Raw genomic sequence first — 18,987 nt, forward strand, 5'->3', positions numbered from 1 at the left:
CGAGACGGGGGGCCAATTCGAGAGGCACGATATGTCCGGCAAGCCGTTCTCCATCTCGTTGAGCCGGCGCAAGGCGCTCGGCTTGATCGCGGTGACTGCCGGCGGTGGTGCCTTCCTGCCGGCCGCGGCAATCGCCGCCCAGTCTTCGGCCTATGCCGGGCTGACCCTGTTCCAATCCGGCGCCGGCGTCTGCGCCATCACGCCCGAGGTGACCGAAGGGCCGTTCTATTTCGACGCGAAACTCGAACGTGCCGATGTCACTGAAGGCAAGAAGGGCGTTGCCCTCACGGTCAGGCTGCAGGTCGTCGACGCGGCCTGTCGCCCGCTTGCCGGCGTCCGCGTCGACATCTGGCATTGCGACGCGCGAGGTGCCTATTCGGGCTACCCGGGACAAGGTGACGGCCGCGATGTCGACACGTCGGGCCAGACCTTCCTGCGTGGCTGGCAGAAGACCGATGCAAGCGGCATCGTTTCCTTCGCCACCATCTATCCCGGCTGGTATCACGGCCGCACCACCCATATCCATTTCAAGGTCTTCCCCAACGACAATTCGGTGATGACCGGCCAATTGTTCTTCCCCGACAGTCTCAGCGAGCAGATATTCACCGCTGTCGCGCCATACAATGATCGGCCCGGCAAGCGTGACACCTCGAACGCCAGCGACGGCATCGCCAGGCACGCCGGACCGCTGTCGCAGGCCGCACTGCGCGAGGTGGAGGATGCCTATCAAGCGCTGATGATCGTCGCGGTGCAGTCCGGTTGACCGACAATCCCTCACGCAGGTCGTCCGCGGCGAAAACTCCGCTCGCGAAAAGTCGTTTGTCATCTAACTGAAATAAACATCTGGCATTAGCCACGGCGGGCACCGCAATGCTTGCCGGCAAAGCTGTTTGGAGCGCCGGAATCTTTTTGATCGTCGATTGCCAATCGGACGGCTGCGTCTATGCTGACCGTACCGGTACGGCCGAAGAGGGATGACCATGGCCAAGGCGGACAAGACTGCAACAATGAGCCGGCTGCATTCGGCGGCAAGGCTGGCAAGAACCGCGCTCGCTGCGCGGCTTCTGGCACACGGCTTCTATGCCGGCCAGGATCAGATCATGCTGGCGCTCGACCGTGAAGACGGCCAGACGCCGGGCAATCTCGCCGGACGCCTCGGTGTGCGCCCACCGACCATCACCAAGACCATCAACCGGCTGCAGGCGCAGGGTTTTCTGGAAAAGCGCGCCTCGTCGGCCGATGCCCGCCAGGCTCATATTTTCCTCACCGACACCGGCCGCGACATCATCCACGCCATCGAGAAATCGGTGAAGAAGACGGAAAAGCAGGCGCTGAAGGGCCTCGACAAGAAGGACCAGAAGGCGCTGTTCAAGCTGCTTGCCCGCATCGAGGCCAACCTCTCGAACGAGGAATTGGTGTTGATCGACGACGACGCCGAGACGGACGACTGATCACTTGATCCTGGTGCAACGATCAAGCCGCCGCGGCAGTGCCTTGGATCAGGGATGACCAGCGCCCCGGCGTCATGCCGAACGCCTTCTTGAATTGCCTGATGAAATGGCTTTGGTCGTTGAAGCCGGCCTCGATGGCGATCTGCGCCAGGGGCTCGCCGGCGGCGATCATCCGTCGCGCGCTCTGAAGCCGGCGCATCACCAGGAAGCGATGCGGGCTGGTGCAGAACGCGGCCCGGAAATGCCGTGATAGGGCATAGCGGTCGAGCCCGGTGATCGCTTCCAGTTCGCCCGAACGCACCGGGCGGCCGAAATTCTCCGTGAGATAGTCGCGCGCCAGCGTAGCCGCCCGCCATGCAGTTCTGGCCATCGGCTTCGCCGGCTGGCCGGCATGCCGGGTCAGGCTTTGCGTCAACTGGGCGAGGAAGTCGGCAACGAACAGCTCATCGAGTTCCTCCTCGAGCGGCCCCAGCGCCGACAGCAGCGTCGTGCAGAAGCTGTCATCCGTCAGCACGCCATCCCTGACAAACGGCAACGACGCGCCGCCAAGGCAGTCGAGCATCAGCGCCGGTTCCAGGTAGAGCATCCTGTAGCACAATCCGTCTTCGGTGCCGGCACCGCCGTCGTGCAATTCGTCGGGATGCAGCACGATGATCTGGCCAGGCAAGCTGTGGCGTGTCGCGCCGAGGTAGCGAAACCGCTGTACGCCATGCAGCGTCACTCCGATCGCATAGGTGTCGTGGCGATGCAGGTCGAAGGCGCTACCATGGAACCGCGCCTCGATCCGCTCCATGCCGGCAGGGTCGGAGGCGGAGATGATGCAGTTCTCCGCCGCGTCAACGCACAAACGTCCAAGACCCTCGAAGGCCTGGCTGTTTAGATCGTGCGACATCTTCTCCTTCAGCCTCGCATTGGGGCACAGCTCGAATGGTCAATGTCTCATGTTCGACACGAAATTTGCAATCGTGCTCAGGCAGGATCTGCCGGTCTGGCAGAAACTCAACGTCACCGCCTTCCTGACCAGCGGCATCGTCGCCCAGTTCCCGGACATCATCGGCGAACCCTACCGCGACCGCGTCGGCAATCTCTACAATCCGCTGTCAATCCAGCCGGTCATCGTGCTGTCCGCCGACCAGGCGACGCTGGCCACAATCCACCGGCGCACGCTGGAGCGTGGCGTGACGACCTCGCTCTATGTCGAAGAGATGTTCGCGACCGGCCACGACGCGGCCAACCGCGCGGTCTTTGCCGAATTCGCACCTGAAGACGCCAGGGTGGTCGGTATCGCGCTTCGCGCCGAGAAGAAGGTGGTCGACAAGATCACCAAGGGCGCCCGCATGCACGCCTAGGCTGCGCCGAGGTTCAGGTGCCGGCCTGACCTGAATTCCGCACGCCTTCGCTCCAAAAGACTAAGCCTGCCGACGGCTCCTGTTGTGCCAGCCGGCTTTGGCGTGGCGGCGGGCGACAATTGGCTTGCCGGCAAGCGACATTTCCCGCAAAGGTGGGCTTCAGCCCAGCTTCCCACCCGGCCTGCAAGTGAGTGCTCCCCAAAGACATCCAGAAAGCGCAACGCCCCCGGTGGCGATCCTCTGCATGCTTTCCACCTACGTCTTCTTCACCTTTCTCGACACCAGCAGCAAATATCTCGTGCTGGCCGGCGTTTCCGTGCTGATCGTCGCCTGGGTGCGCTTTGCCGTGCATGTCGTGCTGGTCGGCATGTTGCTGCGCGGCTGGCGCCAACCGGTGCGGTTTCGCCCGGTCAACCTGCCGGCGCATGTCCTGCGCGGTCTGTTCCTGTTCGGCTCGACCATGTTCAACATCCTGGCGCTGCGCTCCCTGCAACTGGCCGAAACCACCTCGATCTATTTCTTCGGACCGATGGTGATCACAGCACTTGCCGGCCCGCTGCTTGGCGAATGGGCCGGCTGGCGGCGCTGGCTGGCGATCCTGGCGGCCTTCGCCGGGGTTCTCATCATCACCCGGCCAGGTGTCGGCGTTTTCGGCATCGGGCATCTCTTTGCGCTCGGCTCGATGCTGTCGAACTGCTTCTACGTCATCATGACGCGCCGCATGTCGACGAGCGAGACGTCGGAAAGCCTCATCCTGTTCTCGGCACTGGCGCCGGCGGTGCTGCTTTTGCCCCTGCTGCCGTTTTCGTTCTCCCTGCCGCATGATGGCTGGCACTGGTTCGTGCTGCTCATGCTTGGCGTGTTCGGCGGCGTCGGCCACTGGTTGCTGGTCCAGGCTTACCGGCTTGCGACGACCACCGCATTGGCGCCCTATCCCTATTCGCAGATGGTGTGGATGATCATTTCCGGCTGGATCGTCTTCAAGCAGTTTCCCGACCGTTGGACATTGGTCGGCGCCGCCATCATCGTCGCCAGCGGCCTCTACATCGTTCATCGCGAGCATCGGCTTCGGCTGCAGAGCCGCGCGGCCTCCGACGTCGAAGCGGAGGCGTTGGCAAAAAAACTTTGATTTACTGCCGATCGATGGCATAACGCCGCCTTTAAACTGTTTAATGCATGTGGGAACCGGTTTCGGGACAACGACGTGCATAAGGACTGAAGCCGGTCGGGGAGCACAGGTCGCTGGCACAGAAAATCAAGCTTTCGACGATCGCGGATGCGCTCGGCGTCTCCACGGCCACTGTGTCACTGGCGCTGCGCGACAGCCCGCTGGTCGCCGGCACCACCCGTGACCGCATCAAGGAACATGCCCGCGCCATTGGCTATATCTACAACCGACGCGCCGCCAGCCTGCGCACCTCGCGTTCGGGCATTGTCGGCGTCGTCGTCCACGACATCATGAACCCGTTCTTCGCCGAGATCCTGCGCTCGATCGAAAGCGAACTCGACCGCAGCCGCCAGACCTTCATCCTGTCCAACCACTATGACCAGCTCGAGAAGCAGCGCACCTTCATCGATACGCTGCTGCAGCTCGGTGCCGACGGCGTCATTATGTCGCCGGCCATCGGCACGCCGGCTTCCGACATCCTGATGGCCGAGGAGAACGGCCTGCCAGCGGTGCTGATCGCCCGCACGGTCGAGGGCGCCGACGTGCCGGTCTTTCGCGGCGACGATGCCTATGGCACCGGGCTCGCCACCAACCATCTGATCTCGCTCGGCCACAAGCGCATCGCCATGATCGGCGGCACCGACCAGACCTCGACCGGCCGCGATCGCTACCAGGGCTATGTCAACGCCATGGAGGCGGCCGGGCTGGAAGTCAGGCCGTCCTGGCGCATCGCCGGCCCGCGCACCAAGCAGGCCGGCTTCGAGGCCGCCGGGCAGTTCCTGGCGCTGAAGGACAAGCCGACGGCCGCCTGCTGCTGGAACGACCTTGTCGCCATCGGCCTGATGAACGGCATTGCGCGTGCCGGCCTGGTGCCGGGCGTCGACATCTCGGTCACCGGCTATGACGATCTCGAAGAGGCGGCGATTGCGACGCCGGCGCTGACCACCGTCTGGAACGGCCAGCGCGAAGTTGGACGCCGCGCCGCCAGTGCGCTGCTGGACAAGTTGAACGGGCAGACGGTGCGGCCGTCGCAGGAATTGATCAAGCCGGAACTGCATGTGCGCCAGTCGACCGGCAAGCCGGTGGAGCGTGCATGACCAAGGCCGAACAATTGCAGACCGTCGCCATTCTGGTGCCGGGCGACTTCAACGACCATGCGATCAAGCGCATCGACAATACCTTCAACCGGGTCAGGATCGAACGAGCCGATCCGGCGCTGGTCACCGACGAGATGCGCGGCAACGTGCGCGGCATCGCTTCGTTCGCCGGCATCAATGCGGCGATGATGGATGCATTGCCCAATCTCGAACTCATCGCCTCCTTCGGCGTCGGCTATGATTCGGTCGATGTCGGCCACGCGGCCGCCAAAAACATCATGGTCACCAACACGCCCGACGTGCTGACCGAAGAGGTTGCCGACACCACGATCGGGCTGCTGATCAACACCATCCGCGACCTGCCGCGTGCCGAGACCTGGCTGCGTGACGGCAGCTGGCTGCGCAAGGGCAACTATCCCCTGAGCCGGCTGACCTTGCGTGGCCGCAAGGTCGGCATTTTCGGCATGGGCCGCATCGGCCAGGCGGTTGCCCGGCGGCTGGAAGCTTTTGGCCTGCCGGTCGCCTACCACAACCGGCGCCGGGTCGAAGGCTTGAGCTACCAGTACCACCCGACATTGAAGGGCCTCGCCGAAGCGGTCGACACACTGATTTCGGTGGCGCCCGGCGGCGCCTCGACGGAGAGGGCGGTCAATGCCGAAATCCTGTCCGCTCTTGGCGCCAACGGCGTCTTCGTCAATATCGGCCGCGGCAGCACGGTCGACGAGGCTGCGCTTGCGGCAGCACTTGCCAACGGCACCATCGCCGCCGCGGGGCTCGATGTCTTCGCCGATGAACCGAACGTGCCCAAGGCGTTGCTCGACGCGCCGAACACCTCGCTGTTGCCGCATGTCGGCTCGGCCTCGGACCATACACGCCGTGCCATGGCGGATCTGTGCGTCGACAATCTGGTCTCCTGGTTCGCAGAACGTCGTCCGCTGACGCCGGTGCCGGAGACTGTGAATGTGAAGGCCAAGGCAAATCCAGGAAAAGTGTGAAGTGCCTTTCCGTCCGGATGGAACGGCAGGCTGCCACGCTTATTAACGTCCGTTTAACCATCTGAAATCATTCTTCATCTTGTCCGTGTGCGTGGAAGAAGATGATGAAAGCGCTTTCCATGGTGATCGCTGCCGCGGCGCTGTTTGGCGGCATCCAGCTGTTTCATCCCGGCAACGGTGAAAGTGCAGCCGATGCGGTCGCGCCATCCAACAGCTACAGGCTGGTGGCCAATGGCGACCAAGGCAACTGCGCGGTCACGCGCGGTGCGTCGGTTTCGGATGACCTGTCACTGTTGACGGTGGGGCCGAACTGCCGCCGGCTCCTGCCTGGCATCGAACGGGCAAAGTTCTGGCGACAGCAACAAGATGGCACGGTCGCCTTCAGCGCCAATGGCGTCGATCCGATCGTCACCTTCGCGGTTGCTGACGGTGGCGGCTACGAATCCTATGCCCCGGCCGCGCCATTGCTGTCGCTGGCGGCCACCGGTGGTTTGAGGGACTGATTATTCCGCGGCGGCGCGCGCACCCGCTTTCGCCGTGGCGTGCAGCCGCACGGCATCGCCGAAGGCACGGAAAATCTTGACCGAGTTGCTGTCCGAGTTGACCCAATATTCCGGATGCCATTGCACGCCAACGGCGAAGGCGCGGGAGTCGCGCACCGAAACCGCCTCGACCGTGCCGTCGCCGGCAACCGCCTCGATCTGCAGTTTCGGGCCGAGCCGGTCGATCGCCTGGCGGTGCAACGAGTTGACCTTGATGTCGCCGGCACCGAACACGCCGGCCAGGCAGCTGCCCGGCTTGATCGAAATGGTCTGGTGGATGGCGAAGCGCTCGTCCTGATTGTCGCTCACCGGCGCGCGGTGGTCGAACGAACCCTCACGCTCCTGGATCTCGGTGCCCAGCGTGCCACCGAGTGCCACGTTCATTTCCTGGATACCGCGGCAGATGGCGAGCAGCGGCACGCCGCGCTCTATCGCCCTGCGAATCAGCGGCAGCGTGGTGGCGTCGCGCGCCGGGTCGTAGGGGCCATTGGCTTCGCTGGCGTCGCCGCCATACAGCGAGGGGTGCACATTGGATTTCGACCCGGTGACCATGACCCCGTCGACCGACGACAGAAGTTCGTCGAAGTCGAGCCTGTCGCCAAACGATGGCACCAGCACCGGGAACACGCCGGCACCGGCAATCGCCGCCTCCAGATATTGCTGCGGGGCGGCATGCCAGGTGTAGTTGTCGAACTGACGTACGTCGGTCGATATGGCGACGAGCGGCTGATGCATTTTGGCTCTGTGTTCCATCTGCAAAGGGTATCCTGCCTCCAAAATAGGCGATCCGCCGGTATTTTTCCATGACAAGTTTCACGTGCCGCATGGGCCAAGAAACGGCCTGTTAGACTATAGTTGCAGGGCGGCTGGGCTTCGCCGTCAAATTGGGACGCCACGCTGGACTCGACTTCTTGCCTGTGTATTGTTTCGCGCCAACCGACACGGAAGCGAGGATTTTCCGAACGTCGGTCTGTCTGGTCCAAAAGGGAGGAACTTCATGGATCGTCGTTCATTCATTCGCAAGGCTGGTGTTACCGGCGTCGGTGCTGCAGCGGCGGCGGCCACGCTCGCGGCGCCGACAATAGCCCAGTCCAATCCCAAGGTCACGTGGCGGCTGGCGTCGTCCTTCCCGAAGTCGCTTGACACCATCTATGGCGGCGCCGAGGTGTTCTCCAAAATGCTGTCGGAGGCCACCGATGGCAACTTCCAGGTCCAGGTCTTTGCCGCCGGCGAACTCGTGCCCGGCCTGCAGGCCGCCGACGCCACCACGGCCGGCACGGTCGAGGCCTGCCACACGGTGGCATATTATTACTGGGGCAAGGATCCGACATGGGCGCTCGGTGCGGCGGTTCCCTTTTCGCTCAACGCGCGCGGCATGAACGCCTGGCACTACCATGGCGGCGGCATCGACCTGTTCAACGAGTTTCTCGCCACGCAGGGCCTTTTCGGCCTGCCAGGCGGCAACACCGGCGTGCAGATGGGTGGATGGTTCCGCAAGGAGATCAACACGGTCGCCGACCTGTCCGGCCTCAAGATGCGCATCGGCGGCTTTGCCGGCAAGGTGGTGCAGAAGCTCGGCGTCGTGCCGCAGCAGATCGCCGGCGGCGACATCTATCCGGCGCTGGAAAAAGGCACCATCGACGCCGCCGAATGGGTCGGCCCGTATGACGACGAGAAGCTCGGCTTCTACAAGGTCGCGCCCTACTACTACTACCCCGGCTGGTGGGAGGGCGGTCCGACCGTCCATCTGATGTTCAACAAGGCGAAATACGACGAGCTTTCGCCGACTTACAAATCGTTGCTGCGCACCGCCGCCCAGGCTGCCGATGCCAACATGCTGCAGAAGTACGATTATCTGAACCCGGCAGCGGTGAAGCGGCTGGTGGCCGGTGGTGCGAAGCTGCGCCCATTCAGCCAAGACATCATGGCCGCCTGCTTCGAGAAGGCCAACGAGGTCTATGCCGAAATGGAAGCCTCCAACGCGCCGTTCAAGAAGATCTGGGAATCGATCAAGGGCTTCCGCAAGGAGCACTATCTGTGGGCGCAGGTGGCCGAATACAACTACGACACCTTCATGATGGTCCAGCAGCGCAACGGCAAGCTGTAGCCCGCTCTTTGCATCATTAGAAAGACCCCGGGCCTGTTCGCCCGGGGTCTTTCTTTTCAGGCTGGCGAGGAACTCACCTCGATCAGTATTCCGCCTGGCGCTAGGCAGTAGAAGGTGGTCGAATTGACGCCGCCTCGCGTCAGCTCCTGGACTTCGCCAGGCGCGAGGCCCGCATCGGCAAGCTCGGCCTGCTTTGCGTGCACAATGTCCGGTTTGCCGACGAAGAAGCCGACGTGAAAACCATCGGGATAGCTGGCTGCCTCTCCCTTGCCCGGCATCATCAGGTTGAGGTTGAAGCCATCCGTTCCGCGTAGAGCCGCGAAGGCATCCTTGCCGCGCATGGCGACAAGCTCGAAGCCGAAATGGCTGGTGAAGAAGCCGGCAAGAGCCGCGACTTCGGTGGCAATGAGATTGGCATGGTTCAGTTTCATGGTCCTCTGTCCTGTCGTTGGTTGAAGCGCAGACAGGCGTGGCTGCAGACCGTGAACCGGCGGGGCCGTGGCATCAGGAAATCCGGACATGACCCAACCGGCTCGCGGGCTTCGGCCTCGCTTGCCGGCCGTGGGTTCTCCCGCAAATCATGCGGCGAACAGGCCTCCGTTAAAAAACGGAAGAGACCGGACTACCGAACCGGTCATGTCTTTTTCGGCGCGCACCCAATAGCCGATCGATGGGTTGCCGGCAAGCGCGCGAGGCCAAGTCGCAGCCGGGCAGCTCAGCCCGGGTGCGGCACCACCAGCACCTTGACCTCGCCGGGCGCCGGCGGATTGGCGATCGCCGCTGCGGCGTCTTCGAGCGCTACCTGCCTGGAGATCAGCCGGTCGATCTCGATTGTGCCCGATGCAATGAGTTCGGCGGCGCGGCGATGCGTGTAGGGATTGAGGAAGGAGCCGAGCACTTTCAATTCCCGGAACAGCAGGTCGAAGGGCTCGAATTCCGCTTTCAGGCCTTGCGGCGTCACGCCGACGATGACGACCGTGGCGCCGGCGCGGGCCAGCCGCATCGACTGCTCGACGGTCTCCCGCACGCCCGCGCATTCGAAGACGACATCGACACCGCCTGGCACCAGGCCCGTTGGCCCGGCGACGGTATTGATGACATCGGCGGCGGTCGGATCGACCGTCGCCGTTGCCCCGAGCTCCTCCGCGAGCGCGCGCCGCGAGGCTTGCCTGGTCGACAAGATGATGGTCGTGGCCCCGGCCAGACGCGCCAGCTGCACGGTGAGCAGGCCGATCACGCCGCCGCCAAGCACGGCCACCGAGCTGCCTGGCCGGATTTCGGCCAGGTCCACGCCATGCAGGCAACAGCCGAGCGGTTCGCAGAAGGCACCATGCGTCGGCTTCAGGCCGGCAGGCAGGATGAAGGCTTGCTTCTGCGGCAAGGCAAGATATTCGGCGAAGCCGCCATCGCGATGAATGCCGATGGCGCGCAGGTTGCTGCAGAGGTTGACCCGCCCGGCATGACAGTGCGCGCAACGCCCGCAGGCGATGTTGGGGTCGCCGGTGACGCGGTCGCCAACGGCAAAGCCGGAGACGGATTTTCCGATCGCCTCGACGATGCCGGAGAACTCATGCCCGGGCGTCACCGGCGGCGTGCACGGGAATTCGCCGTGGAACAGATGCCGGTCCGTGCCGCAGACACCGCAGGCTTCAACGCGCACCAGAAGCTCATCCGGCCCGATGTCGGGCTTGTCGACCTCGCGCAGGGCGATGCTGCCCACCGCTTCCAGTCGTACCGCTTTCATGCTCCTGGCCATGCCGGGCTCAGTTGAAGCTTGGTGGTTGCGACAGGTCCGGCTGCGGGGCCGCCGGTTTGGCCGGCGGCGTGTCGCCGAAACTCGGTGGTTGCGACAGATCGGGGGCGGCAGGAGCCGCCGGCGCCGTGCCGCCGTCGGCCGGCGGCGTGCCAAGCGGCGACAGGCCGGGGACTTCCGGCACCTTGTAGTCGATCGTGCCGGGATCGACGACCGTGCCCTTGTAATGCATCACCATCTGCGGGAAGGCGATGGTCAGCCCGATCATGATCACCTGGATGCAGACGAACGGCACCGCACCCCAGTAGATCTGTCCGGTGGTCACCGGTGCGATCTGTTTGCCGGTGATGCGGTCGAGATAGGGCACGCGCGCCGCGACCGAGCGCAGGTAGAACAGAGCGAAGCCGAAGGGCGGGTGCATGAAGCTGGTCTGCATGTTGACGCCCAGAAGCACGCCGAACCAGATCAGGTCGATGCCGAGCTTGTCGGCGGCCGGCGCCAGCAGCGGCACGATGATGAAGGCGAGTTCGAAGAAGTCGAGGAAGAACGCCAGGAAGAAGACCAGCATGTTGACGCCGATCAGGAAGCCGACTTCGCCGCCCGGCAGCGAGGTCAGCAGGTGCTCGACCCAGATGTGGCCGTTGACGCCGTAGAAGGTGAGCGAGAACACCCGCGCGCCGATCAGGATGAACAGGACGAAGGACGACAGCCGCGTCGTCGAGGTCAGTGCCTGCTTGACCACATCCAGCGACAGCCGCCCCTTTGCCGCCGCCATGATCAAGGCGCCGACGGAACCCATGGCGCCGCCCTCCGTCGGGGTGGCGATGCCGAGGAAGATGGTGCCCAGCACCAGGAAGATCAGCGCTAGTGGCGGGATCAGCACGATGATCACCTGCTGCGCCAGCCTGGACATCATGTTGAAGTTCAGGCGCTTGTCGGCAATTGCCACGACGTAGATGAAGAGCACGCCGGCAGTGGCGCCGAGAATGTCGGCATTGTCGCCATGCGCCGGCGCGAGATAGCGATACGCCGCGTAGGAAACCACCAACGTGACCAGCAATGCCGCCAGCAGCGACAGAACGCCGTGGCCGAGCGTGCGAGCCTCTAGCGGCAGCGCCGGCACCGACGCCGGCCGGACGATCGACATGATCAGGATGTAGAGCGCGTAGAGGCCGGTCAGCACCAGGCCCGGGATCAGCGCGCCCGCATACATGTCGCCGACCGAGCGGCCGAGCTGGTCGGCCAGCACGATCAGCACCAGCGACGGCGGGATGATCTGGGCGAGCGTGCCGGATGCCGCGATGACACCGGATGCCAGCCGGCGGTCATAGCCGTATCGCAACATGATCGGCAGCGAGATCAGGCCCATGGCGATGACGGATGCCGCCACCACACCGGTGGTTGCCGCTAGCAGCGCGCCGACAAAGATCACCGCATAGGCAAGTCCGCCGCGGATCGGTCCGAACAGCTGGCCGATCGTGTCGAGCAGGTCTTCGGCCATGCCCGATCGCTCGAGCACGATGCCCATGAAGGTGAAGAATGGAATGGCAAGCAGCGTGTCGTTCGACATCACCCGGCTGCCGTAGAAATTATCCGGCAGGGCGTGCAGAAGCGGCCAGGCGAGATTGATCGATCCACCCGAATAGGGCGAGAGAAGCACGCCGATGAAGAAGAACATCAAGCCGTTGGCGGCCAGCGAAAACGCGACGGGGTAGCCGATCAGCAGGAAGATGATCAGCGAGGCGAACATGATCGGCGCCATGTTCTGGGCGATCAACTCCATCATGAGCGCACCTCGTCGGCCAGCGCCTTGGCTTCGAGTTCGGCCTGCTCATGTGCCGATATGAATGGATTGGGGTCGTCCAAGTCGCCGCGCATGATGGCGATCTTCTTGATGATCTCGGAGATGCCTTGCAGAGCGAGCAGGAAAAAGCCGACCAGCAGGATGGCCTTGGCCGGCCAGATGATCAGTCCGCCGGAGTTGTTGGACATCTCGCCGCTGCGAAACGACAGCGACACATAGGGAACGAAATAGATCACCATCAGCGTCACGAACGGCATCAGGAAGAGGATGTGGCCGAGCAGGTCGATCCAGTGCTGCACGCGGCGTGAAAACATGCCGTAGACGATGTCGATGCGGATATGTTCGTTCTGCTTCAGCGTATAGGCGGCGGCCAGCATGAAGGCGGCGCCGAACAGATACCACTGCAGCTCGAGCCAGGCGTTCGAGGATATGTCGAAGATCTTGCGGATGATGGCGTTGGCAGCGCTGACCAAAATCGCCAGCAGGATCAGCCACGACACCCATTTGCCGATGAATTCGTTCGCGCGATCAATGGTCCTGGATAGAGCGAGAAGCCCTGCCATGCATTCCTCCCTGTGCCGGAGGCGTGCCGGCTTCCCCCTCAGGTCCGTCACGCCGCGTGGTCCAACGGTATGCCGCGCGTGGCCGGACCGGTCAACAAGGATGGAGGCAGCAAACGTCATCGCATCGGGGGCAGGTCCGGATATTGGCGGTCTGCCCCGGCGTCATGCAACCAAAGTCTGATGGTTTCAGGCGATTTTGCTGGTGTCGCGGCCGGCGCCGATCAGCACCAGCATGGCGACCAGGAACAGATACATCCAGGCGTCGCGCCATTCGACCGGGAAATAGCCGGCCCACAGCGATTCGGCCATGCCGAAGGCGGCCGCGCCGAGTGCGGCGCGCGGCGGCGAGAGATAGCCGCCGACCGCGGTCACGAACAGGACCTTCAAGCCGTAGACGAGGCCGGAGCCGAAGCTCACATTGCCGTAATAGAGGCCGGCCATGACGCCGGCCAGCGCGGCGCAGAAACCGCCGAACAGCACGGCATGCCGGAACACCGCGCGCACGTCGACACCACACATGGCGGCCGCCTTTGGGTCATCGGAGACGGCGCGCCAGCGCCGGCCGAAGCTCGAGCGGGCAAATGCCCACGCAGCCAGCACGATTGCCGCCAGCACCACCGTGCAGTCGATGAGCTGGATGAGCGTCAAGGTTGCCTTGAAGGTTGCGTCCTGCGCGAAAATGACGGGCTGCGCCAGCATCGGCGGCAGCCACAGATCATGGGTGTCGGCGGCGATGCGGCTTGCCTCGGACAACAGAAGCAGGATGCCGAGCGTCGTCACCACGATTGCATTGGGCGAGCGGTCGGCCAACGGTTCGAAGACGCTGCGCGACAGCACGTAGCTGACCAGCGCGGCATAGAGGAAAGCCGCGACGATGCCGAGTGTCACCGCAGCCAGCAGCGTCAGCCACAGCACCTGATAGCCGAAGGCCGCGGTGAGGATCATCGTCTGGCCGCAAAAGGCAAACAGCGCGCCATAGGCAAGATTGGTGCGATGCAGGATGCCGTTGGTCAGCACGTAGCCGAAGGCGAGCAGCGCGTAGAGCGCTCCCGAATGCAGCCCGTTCAGCACCTGCTGGAAGAAATAGAGCATGCAAAACCCTCGGATCATGCCGTCCAGAAGCAACTGACGTGACGACGACATGTTCAAAAAGGCTGCGGGGGACCGCATCCCTGCGAAGGTTGCATCGCCGAATCTAACTTGTCAAATGCGATTTATCGGTTAGATTTTGGGCATGACGGTATCCTGGACCCCGCACCGCTTCACCGGCGGCCTGCTTGCGCTCGACACGGCGAACACCGTCGTGCTGCGCGGCGATCCGGAGAAAACGTTCGACCGCTTCGATGATCCGGGCGAGATCGCCCGCTTTGCCGATGCGGCGAGCCGCTTTCGCGCCGCCGAGCTGGGCGACCGACAACTGGCCGTATCGTCGCCCGTGGCAATCGCGCCCGTCGTGCTGTCGATCCGCGAGGCGACGGACCGGCTGTTTCGTGGCGCGGTGTCGAAAGGCACGGTTGCTACCGCCGATCTGCCCGGGTTCCTGAGCGCCTGCGCCGAGGGGTTGGCTGGCAGCCAGACAGAAATCGGGGCGCCGGGAAGGCCGTTCGGCGACCCGGTGACACCGATCGCCTTCGAGGCGGCCCTGGCGGTTTCCGCCCTGTCGCTGCTGCGCGAAGACACCGTCGCAAGGCTGAGGATCTGTCCCAACTGCACCTGGCTGTTCGTCGACAGAAGCCGCAATTCCAGCCGTCTTTGGTGCGATATGGCGGTATGCGGCAACCGTCAGAAGGCAAGTCGTCACTATCGTCGCCGCCGCATGGCGGCCAATGAGGTCAAGGATGCTTAGAAGTCTTTCCCGCTCGATCGTTGTAGGCGCTGCGCTGATTGCCGCCGTTGCGCTCGGTGCCTGCCGCGACACGGGCAACGACGAAGGTAAGCTGTTCGAGATTTCCGGTAAGATATTCGTCTTCAACTACCGTCTCGCCAGGGCAACCTATGTCGTCACGCTGCGGCCGCTAAAACCCATGGGAGACGGCCAGGTGGCGGTCGCCAGCTTCCAGGATCCAGCCGGCGGTGCGCCTTTGGTGGTCGAGCAGAAGGTCTGGCCGAAGCTCGACAAGGTGACCCTGGAGAGCCCGGCCTTGACCTGCGTCGTCAAGAACAAACCCTATGCGATTGCCATCAGCATCAAGGGCGCCGATGGCGCCATCCTGCAAAAGATCGACACCACCTTGATGTCGACGGAGGACCAGTCGGTGCTGCCCGACCGGCCGCTGGTCATCGATCAGCTCTACACGGCCAATCCCGATCTCGTCGGCCATCCCGACGGCAAGTTGCCGGGCGAACCGAAGCCGGATTGCTCGAAAGGCATCTGACGCGCAGAAATTTTAGTGCGCTAGGCAGCGTCCGTGGATCGGTTTCGCACCCGATTCGGGATCGCCGCGGACCGTTCGTTGCGCGTCGCCTGGCACCTTCGATTTTGTTTGACCTGCCTTGCAAGGGGAGAAAGGATGCGTCATCCGACTCCGAACGTTGGCTGCCTGTTCCCACGCGGCCTCCGCAGAGGAAATGCCTGATGACGCTGCATGATGTCGCGCTCGACGACAAGTTCGACCTCGCAAAGGAGCGCATCTTCCTGTCGGGTGCGCAGGCGGTCATCCGCATGCTTCTGATGCAGCGCGAGCGCGACCGCCGCGCCGGCCTGAACACGGCGGGATTCGTTTCCGGCTATCGCGGCTCGCCGCTCGGCGGCCTCGACATGCAGTTGTGGAAGGCCAAGAAGCAGCTCGGCCAAGCCGATATCGTCTTCCAGCCCGGCCTCAACGAGGAGCTTGCCGCCACCGCTTGCTGGGGATCGCAGCAGGCGGAACTGCTGGGCGAGGGCACCCATGATGGCGTCTTTTCGGTCTGGTACGGCAAGGGGCCGGGCGTGGATCGTTCGGGAGACGTGTTCCGTCACGCCAATCTCGCCGGCTCGTCCAAACATGGCGGTGTGCTCGCCCTGATGGGCGATGACCATATGGCCGAATCATCGACAAACGCGCACGCCACCGAATTCCTGTTCGTCGACACCATGGTGCCGATCCTCAACCCGGCCGGCGTCCAAGAGATCATCGATTACGGCCTCTACGGCTTTGCCATGTCGCGTTTTGCCGGCACCTGGGCGGCGATCAAATGCGTCAAGGACAACATCGAATCGACGGCCTCGGTCGATGCCTCGCTCGAACGGCTGAACATCGTCATGCCCGATTTCGACATGCCGCCCGGTGGCCTCAACATCCGCCACGAGATCGACATGCTCGGCCAGGAGGAGCGGTTGCATGAATACAAGCGCGCCGCTGCCTCCGCCTTTATCCATGCCAACGGGCTGAACCGCATCGTCTATTCGGGCGGCCGCAACCCGAAGCTCGGCATCATCACGCTGGGCAAGAGCTATCTCGATGTCCGCCAGGCGCTGGAGGACATCGGCATCGACGAGGCGGCCGCCAACCGCATCGGCGTGCGGCTGTTCAAGGTTGGCTGTCCCTGGCCGCTCGACCTGCAGCATATCGCCGACTTCGCCCGCGGCCTCGACACCATCGTCGTCGTCGAGGAGAAGCGCTCGCTGATCGAGGTGCAATTGCGCGAAAGCCTTTACGGCACGGCCTCGCAGCCGGTTATTGTCGGCAAGAAGGACGAGCGCGGCGACTGGCTGTTTCCGGCCAAGGGCGCGCTCGACCCCAACGAGATCGCCATCGCGCTGGGCGAGAGGATCGTGCGGACGATCGGTCCGTCGGAAGAGATTTCGGCGCGGGTGGCAAAGCTGCGCCAGTTCCAGGCGATGCTTGCGGATGCCACCGACATCGGCTCGCGCACACCGTTCTTCTGTTCCGGCTGCCCGCACAATTCCTCGACCAAGGTGCCGGACGGCTCGATCGCCGCTGCCGGCATCGGTTGCCACTTCATGGCGCTGTGGATGGACCGCAACACCCTCGGCTTCACCGCCATGGGCGGCGAGGGCGCGCAATGGGTCGGCCAGGCGCCGTTCTCGAAGCGCGACCACATCTTCCAGAATCTCGGCGACGGCACCTACAACCATTCCGGCACTTTGGCGATCCGCTTCGCACTGTCGACCGACGCCAACATCACCTACAAGATACTCTACAACGACGCCGTCGCCATGACCGGCGGCCAGCCGCACGAAGGCGGCCTGACCGTCGACATGATCGCCAGGCAAGTGCGCGCCGAAGGGATCGACCGCATCGCCATCGTCACCGATGAGCCGGACAAATATGCCGGCAAGGCCGAATTCCCGGTCGGCGCCACGATCCATCACCGCGACGACCTCGATCTCGTCCAGCGCGAGCTGCGCGGCGTCAAAGGCGTGTCGGTGCTGCTTTACGACCAGACCTGTGCGGCCGAAAAGCGCCGCCGCCGCAAGCGTGGCACCTTTCCCGATCCCGACAAGCGGGTCTTCATCAACGAACTGGTCTGCGAAGGCTGCGGCGATTGCGGCGTGCAGTCGAACTGCGTCTCGATCCAGCCGGTCGAGACCGAATTCGGCCGCAAGCGCAGGATCGACCAGTCGAGCTGCAACAAGGATTTCTCCTGCGTCAACGGCTTCTGTCCGTCCTTCGTCACCGTGCACGGCGCCAAGATCCGCAAGGCCGAGGGTACGGCCGGCAAGGCCGACCCGCTCGACGGCGTGCCGACGCCCCCCGAATTTCCGCTTGGCGAGCAGGGCTGGGCGGCGATCATCGACGGCGTCGGCGGCACCGGCGTCGTCACTGTCGGTGCGGTGCTCGGCATGGCGGCCCATCTCGAGGACAAGGGCTGCGGCATGATCGACATGGCCGGCCTCGCCCAGAAGGGTGGCTCGGTGTTCACCCATGTCCGCATCGCCCGCACCCCTGACGATATCCACGCCATCCGCGTGTCGGCCGGCAAGGCCGATCTCGTGCTTGGCTGCGATCTCGTGGTGTCGGGCGCCAAGAAAGTGCTGACGGCGGTGCGCGAGGGCCACACCATCTTTCTCGCCAACACCGCCGAGATCATGCCCGGCGAATTCGCCCGGTCGGCCGATTTCTCATTGCCGATCGAGCGCCTGAAGAAGGCGATCCGCGCCGCCGCCGGCGACGGTAAGGCGCATTTCTTTGACGCCACACGCACCGCCACCGCGCTGTTCGGCAATTCGCTCGGCGCCAACATGTTCATGCTCGGCTTTGCCTTCCAGCACGGCGGCTTGCCGCTGTCGGCCGAGGCTGTCGAGAAGGCGATCGAGCTCAATGGCGAAGCCGTGGCGATGAACATCGCCGCCTTCCGCTGGGGCCGCCGTGCCGCCCATCAGCCGGATTTCGTGCGCGGCCTCGTCGCCCAGCCGGGCAAGACCGGACAGACCGCCGCGATCGCCGAGACGCTGGATGACATCATTGCCCGCCGCGTCGCTTTCCTGACCGCCTACCAGAATGCCGCCTACGGCAGGCTTTATGCCGAAAGGATCGCCGTCTTGCGCGCAGCCGAAGCCAAGGCCGTGCCCGGTTCGACCGCGGTGTCGGAGGCTGCCGCCAGGAACCTGTTCAAGCTGATGGCCATCAAGGACGAGTACGAGGTGGCGCGGCTCTACACCGATGGTTCCTTTGCCGCCGAATTGGGCAAGCAGTTCCAGAGCTACGAGAAACTCGAATTTCATCTCGCACCGCCGATCATGGGCCGCCGCGGCAATGACGGCACGCCGAGGAAATCGAGCTTCGGCCCCTGGATGATGAAGGGTTTTCGCTTGCTGGCGGCGATGAAGGGCCTGCGCGGCACCGCCTTCGACCTGTTCGGCTACACCGCCGAGCGGCGGAGGGAGCGGCAGCTTCTTGCGCAGTACGAGGCGGATCTGGACCTCGTCGCCGGATCGCTGGCGCCGGCCGGGGTCGATGCCGCAATTGCCCTTGCCTCGCTGCCGGCTCTCATTCGCGGCTATGGCCACGTCCGCCAGGCCAGCGCCGAAAAGGCCGCCGGCGAACGCCAAAGGCTGCTCGAACGTCTGTCGAACACGCCGGCACGGCCGAAACTTCAGGCTGCCGAATGATCGATACGCCTTGTTTACCTGAAGCCCAGTTTCCCAGCCGATCCTGCATCTGCGCACCCTCGGCAACCGAGCCGAAACCACTGTTCTAAGCCTTTCTTAAGGC

General features: G+C 63.9%; 18 protein-coding genes. 11 read left to right on the forward strand and 7 right to left on the reverse strand.

The window, feature by feature from the left end:
* Nucleotides 1-31: 31 nt before the first annotated feature.
* Together HNQ71_RS14345 and HNQ71_RS14350 are read left to right on the forward strand one after the other, a co-directional pair.
* Nucleotides 32-763: an intradiol ring-cleavage dioxygenase gene (locus HNQ71_RS14345; RefSeq protein WP_184873176.1), complete on the forward strand. Its 732-nt coding sequence runs from the start codon at nt 32-34 to the stop codon at nt 761-763.
* A 217-nt stretch (nt 764-980) separates the two neighbouring features.
* The gene (locus HNQ71_RS14350; RefSeq protein ID WP_095084311.1) at nt 981-1,451 is read left to right on the forward strand and encodes a MarR family winged helix-turn-helix transcriptional regulator; all 471 of its coding nucleotides are present in this window, start codon (nt 981-983) and stop codon (nt 1,449-1,451) included.
* Between the two features lie 22 nt (nt 1,452-1,473).
* Here the strand turns inward: HNQ71_RS14350 and HNQ71_RS14355 are convergent, their stop codons facing one another.
* The gene (locus HNQ71_RS14355) at nt 1,474-2,343 is read right to left on the reverse strand and encodes an AraC family transcriptional regulator (protein ID WP_184873177.1); all 870 of its coding nucleotides are present in this window, start codon (nt 2,341-2,343) and stop codon (nt 1,474-1,476) included.
* A 49-nt stretch (nt 2,344-2,392) separates the two neighbouring features.
* On the opposite strand from HNQ71_RS14355, the gene HNQ71_RS14360 reads away from it, so the two are divergent.
* From HNQ71_RS14360 to HNQ71_RS14380, 5 genes are all read left to right on the forward strand, one after another.
* Nucleotides 2,393-2,800, forward strand: coding sequence for a DUF2000 family protein (locus tag HNQ71_RS14360; RefSeq protein ID WP_184873178.1), 408 nt, complete (start codon nt 2,393-2,395; stop codon nt 2,798-2,800).
* A 244-nt stretch (nt 2,801-3,044) separates the two neighbouring features.
* Nucleotides 3,045-3,929 (forward strand): DMT family transporter, encoded by an 885-nt coding sequence (locus HNQ71_RS14365; protein ID WP_184873179.1) that lies wholly within the window; start codon nt 3,045-3,047, stop codon nt 3,927-3,929.
* A gap of 113 nt (nt 3,930-4,042) precedes the next feature.
* Nucleotides 4,043-5,065, forward strand: a complete 1,023-nt coding sequence (locus HNQ71_RS14370; RefSeq protein ID WP_184873355.1) for a LacI family DNA-binding transcriptional regulator — start codon at nt 4,043-4,045, stop codon at nt 5,063-5,065.
* Nucleotides 5,062-6,060 (forward strand): 2-hydroxyacid dehydrogenase, encoded by a 999-nt coding sequence (locus HNQ71_RS14375; protein ID WP_184873180.1) that lies wholly within the window; start codon nt 5,062-5,064, stop codon nt 6,058-6,060. Before HNQ71_RS14370 ends, HNQ71_RS14375 begins: the two co-directional genes overlap by 4 nt.
* Nucleotides 6,061-6,164: 104 nt before the next feature.
* Nucleotides 6,165-6,563: a hypothetical protein gene (locus tag HNQ71_RS14380; protein WP_184873181.1), complete on the forward strand. Its 399-nt coding sequence runs from the start codon at nt 6,165-6,167 to the stop codon at nt 6,561-6,563.
* On the opposite strand, the gene HNQ71_RS14385 is transcribed toward HNQ71_RS14380, so the two are convergent.
* Complete coding sequence (locus HNQ71_RS14385) at nt 6,564-7,337, reverse strand: gamma-glutamyl-gamma-aminobutyrate hydrolase family protein (protein WP_184873182.1); 774 nt, start codon at nt 7,335-7,337, stop codon at nt 6,564-6,566.
* 262 nt (nt 7,338-7,599) lie between these two features.
* Between HNQ71_RS14385 and HNQ71_RS14390 the strand changes: the two genes are divergently transcribed.
* Nucleotides 7,600-8,709, forward strand: coding sequence for a TRAP transporter substrate-binding protein (locus HNQ71_RS14390; protein WP_184873183.1), 1,110 nt, complete (start codon nt 7,600-7,602; stop codon nt 8,707-8,709).
* A gap of 56 nt (nt 8,710-8,765) precedes the next feature.
* On the opposite strand, the gene HNQ71_RS14395 is transcribed toward HNQ71_RS14390, so the two are convergent.
* From HNQ71_RS14395 to HNQ71_RS14415, 5 genes are all read right to left on the reverse strand, one after another.
* Nucleotides 8,766-9,140, reverse strand: a complete 375-nt coding sequence (locus HNQ71_RS14395; RefSeq protein WP_184873184.1) for a VOC family protein — start codon at nt 9,138-9,140, stop codon at nt 8,766-8,768.
* A 284-nt stretch (nt 9,141-9,424) separates the two neighbouring features.
* Nucleotides 9,425-10,453, reverse strand: a complete 1,029-nt coding sequence (locus HNQ71_RS14400; protein WP_184873185.1) for a zinc-dependent alcohol dehydrogenase family protein — start codon at nt 10,451-10,453, stop codon at nt 9,425-9,427.
* Nucleotides 10,454-10,472: 19 nt separating this feature from the next.
* Nucleotides 10,473-12,248 carry a TRAP transporter large permease gene (locus tag HNQ71_RS14405; protein ID WP_184873186.1) on the reverse strand — a complete coding sequence of 592 codons (1,776 nt, stop codon included), beginning with the start codon at nt 12,246-12,248 and terminating at the stop codon, nt 10,473-10,475.
* Complete coding sequence (locus HNQ71_RS14410) at nt 12,245-12,829, reverse strand: TRAP transporter small permease subunit (protein WP_184873187.1); 585 nt, start codon at nt 12,827-12,829, stop codon at nt 12,245-12,247. Before HNQ71_RS14410 ends, HNQ71_RS14405 begins: the two co-directional genes overlap by 4 nt.
* A gap of 186 nt (nt 12,830-13,015) precedes the next feature.
* Nucleotides 13,016-13,921, reverse strand: a complete 906-nt coding sequence (locus HNQ71_RS14415; RefSeq protein ID WP_184873188.1) for a branched-chain amino acid ABC transporter permease — start codon at nt 13,919-13,921, stop codon at nt 13,016-13,018.
* Nucleotides 13,922-14,063: 142 nt separating this feature from the next.
* On the opposite strand from HNQ71_RS14415, the gene HNQ71_RS14420 reads away from it, so the two are divergent.
* From HNQ71_RS14420 to HNQ71_RS14430, 3 genes are all read left to right on the forward strand, one after another.
* Nucleotides 14,064-14,675, forward strand: a complete 612-nt coding sequence (locus HNQ71_RS14420) for a CGNR zinc finger domain-containing protein (protein WP_184873189.1) — start codon at nt 14,064-14,066, stop codon at nt 14,673-14,675.
* Nucleotides 14,668-15,204, forward strand: a complete 537-nt coding sequence (locus HNQ71_RS14425) for a hypothetical protein (RefSeq protein WP_184873190.1) — start codon at nt 14,668-14,670, stop codon at nt 15,202-15,204. The genes HNQ71_RS14420 and HNQ71_RS14425 overlap by 8 nt, the downstream gene beginning before the upstream one ends.
* A 200-nt stretch (nt 15,205-15,404) precedes the next feature.
* Nucleotides 15,405-18,884: an indolepyruvate ferredoxin oxidoreductase family protein gene (locus tag HNQ71_RS14430; protein WP_184873191.1), complete on the forward strand. Its 3,480-nt coding sequence runs from the start codon at nt 15,405-15,407 to the stop codon at nt 18,882-18,884.
* Nucleotides 18,885-18,987 lie beyond the last annotated feature (103 nt).

Source organism: Mesorhizobium sangaii, from assembly GCF_014207355.1.
Taxonomy (GTDB): Bacteria; Pseudomonadota; Alphaproteobacteria; order Rhizobiales; family Rhizobiaceae; genus Mesorhizobium; species Mesorhizobium sangaii.

Coding starts and splice junctions, on each gene's coding strand:
- HNQ71_RS14350 (WP_095084311.1), top strand. CDS start 981: ATGGCCAAGGCGGACAAGACTGCAACAATGAGCCGGCTGCATTCGGCG.
- HNQ71_RS14430 (WP_184873191.1), top strand. CDS start 15,405: ATGACGCTGCATGATGTCGCGCTCGACGACAAGTTCGACCTCGCAAAG.
- HNQ71_RS14425 (WP_184873190.1), top strand. CDS start 14,668: ATGCTTAGAAGTCTTTCCCGCTCGATCGTTGTAGGCGCTGCGCTGATT.
- HNQ71_RS14355 (WP_184873177.1), bottom strand. CDS start 2,343: ATGTCGCACGATCTAAACAGCCAGGCCTTCGAGGGTCTTGGACGTTTG.
- HNQ71_RS14365 (WP_184873179.1), top strand. CDS start 3,045: ATGCTTTCCACCTACGTCTTCTTCACCTTTCTCGACACCAGCAGCAAA.
- HNQ71_RS14345 (WP_184873176.1), top strand. CDS start 32: ATGTCCGGCAAGCCGTTCTCCATCTCGTTGAGCCGGCGCAAGGCGCTC.
- HNQ71_RS14360 (WP_184873178.1), top strand. CDS start 2,393: ATGTTCGACACGAAATTTGCAATCGTGCTCAGGCAGGATCTGCCGGTC.
- HNQ71_RS14415 (WP_184873188.1), bottom strand. CDS start 13,921: ATGCTCTATTTCTTCCAGCAGGTGCTGAACGGGCTGCATTCGGGAGCG.
- HNQ71_RS14405 (WP_184873186.1), bottom strand. CDS start 12,248: ATGATGGAGTTGATCGCCCAGAACATGGCGCCGATCATGTTCGCCTCG.
- HNQ71_RS14380 (WP_184873181.1), top strand. CDS start 6,165: ATGAAAGCGCTTTCCATGGTGATCGCTGCCGCGGCGCTGTTTGGCGGC.
- HNQ71_RS14390 (WP_184873183.1), top strand. CDS start 7,600: ATGGATCGTCGTTCATTCATTCGCAAGGCTGGTGTTACCGGCGTCGGT.
- HNQ71_RS14400 (WP_184873185.1), bottom strand. CDS start 10,453: ATGAAAGCGGTACGACTGGAAGCGGTGGGCAGCATCGCCCTGCGCGAG.
- HNQ71_RS14420 (WP_184873189.1), top strand. CDS start 14,064: ATGACGGTATCCTGGACCCCGCACCGCTTCACCGGCGGCCTGCTTGCG.
- HNQ71_RS14395 (WP_184873184.1), bottom strand. CDS start 9,140: ATGAAACTGAACCATGCCAATCTCATTGCCACCGAAGTCGCGGCTCTT.
- HNQ71_RS14385 (WP_184873182.1), bottom strand. CDS start 7,337: ATGCATCAGCCGCTCGTCGCCATATCGACCGACGTACGTCAGTTCGAC.
- HNQ71_RS14375 (WP_184873180.1), top strand. CDS start 5,062: ATGACCAAGGCCGAACAATTGCAGACCGTCGCCATTCTGGTGCCGGGC.
- HNQ71_RS14410 (WP_184873187.1), bottom strand. CDS start 12,829: ATGGCAGGGCTTCTCGCTCTATCCAGGACCATTGATCGCGCGAACGAA.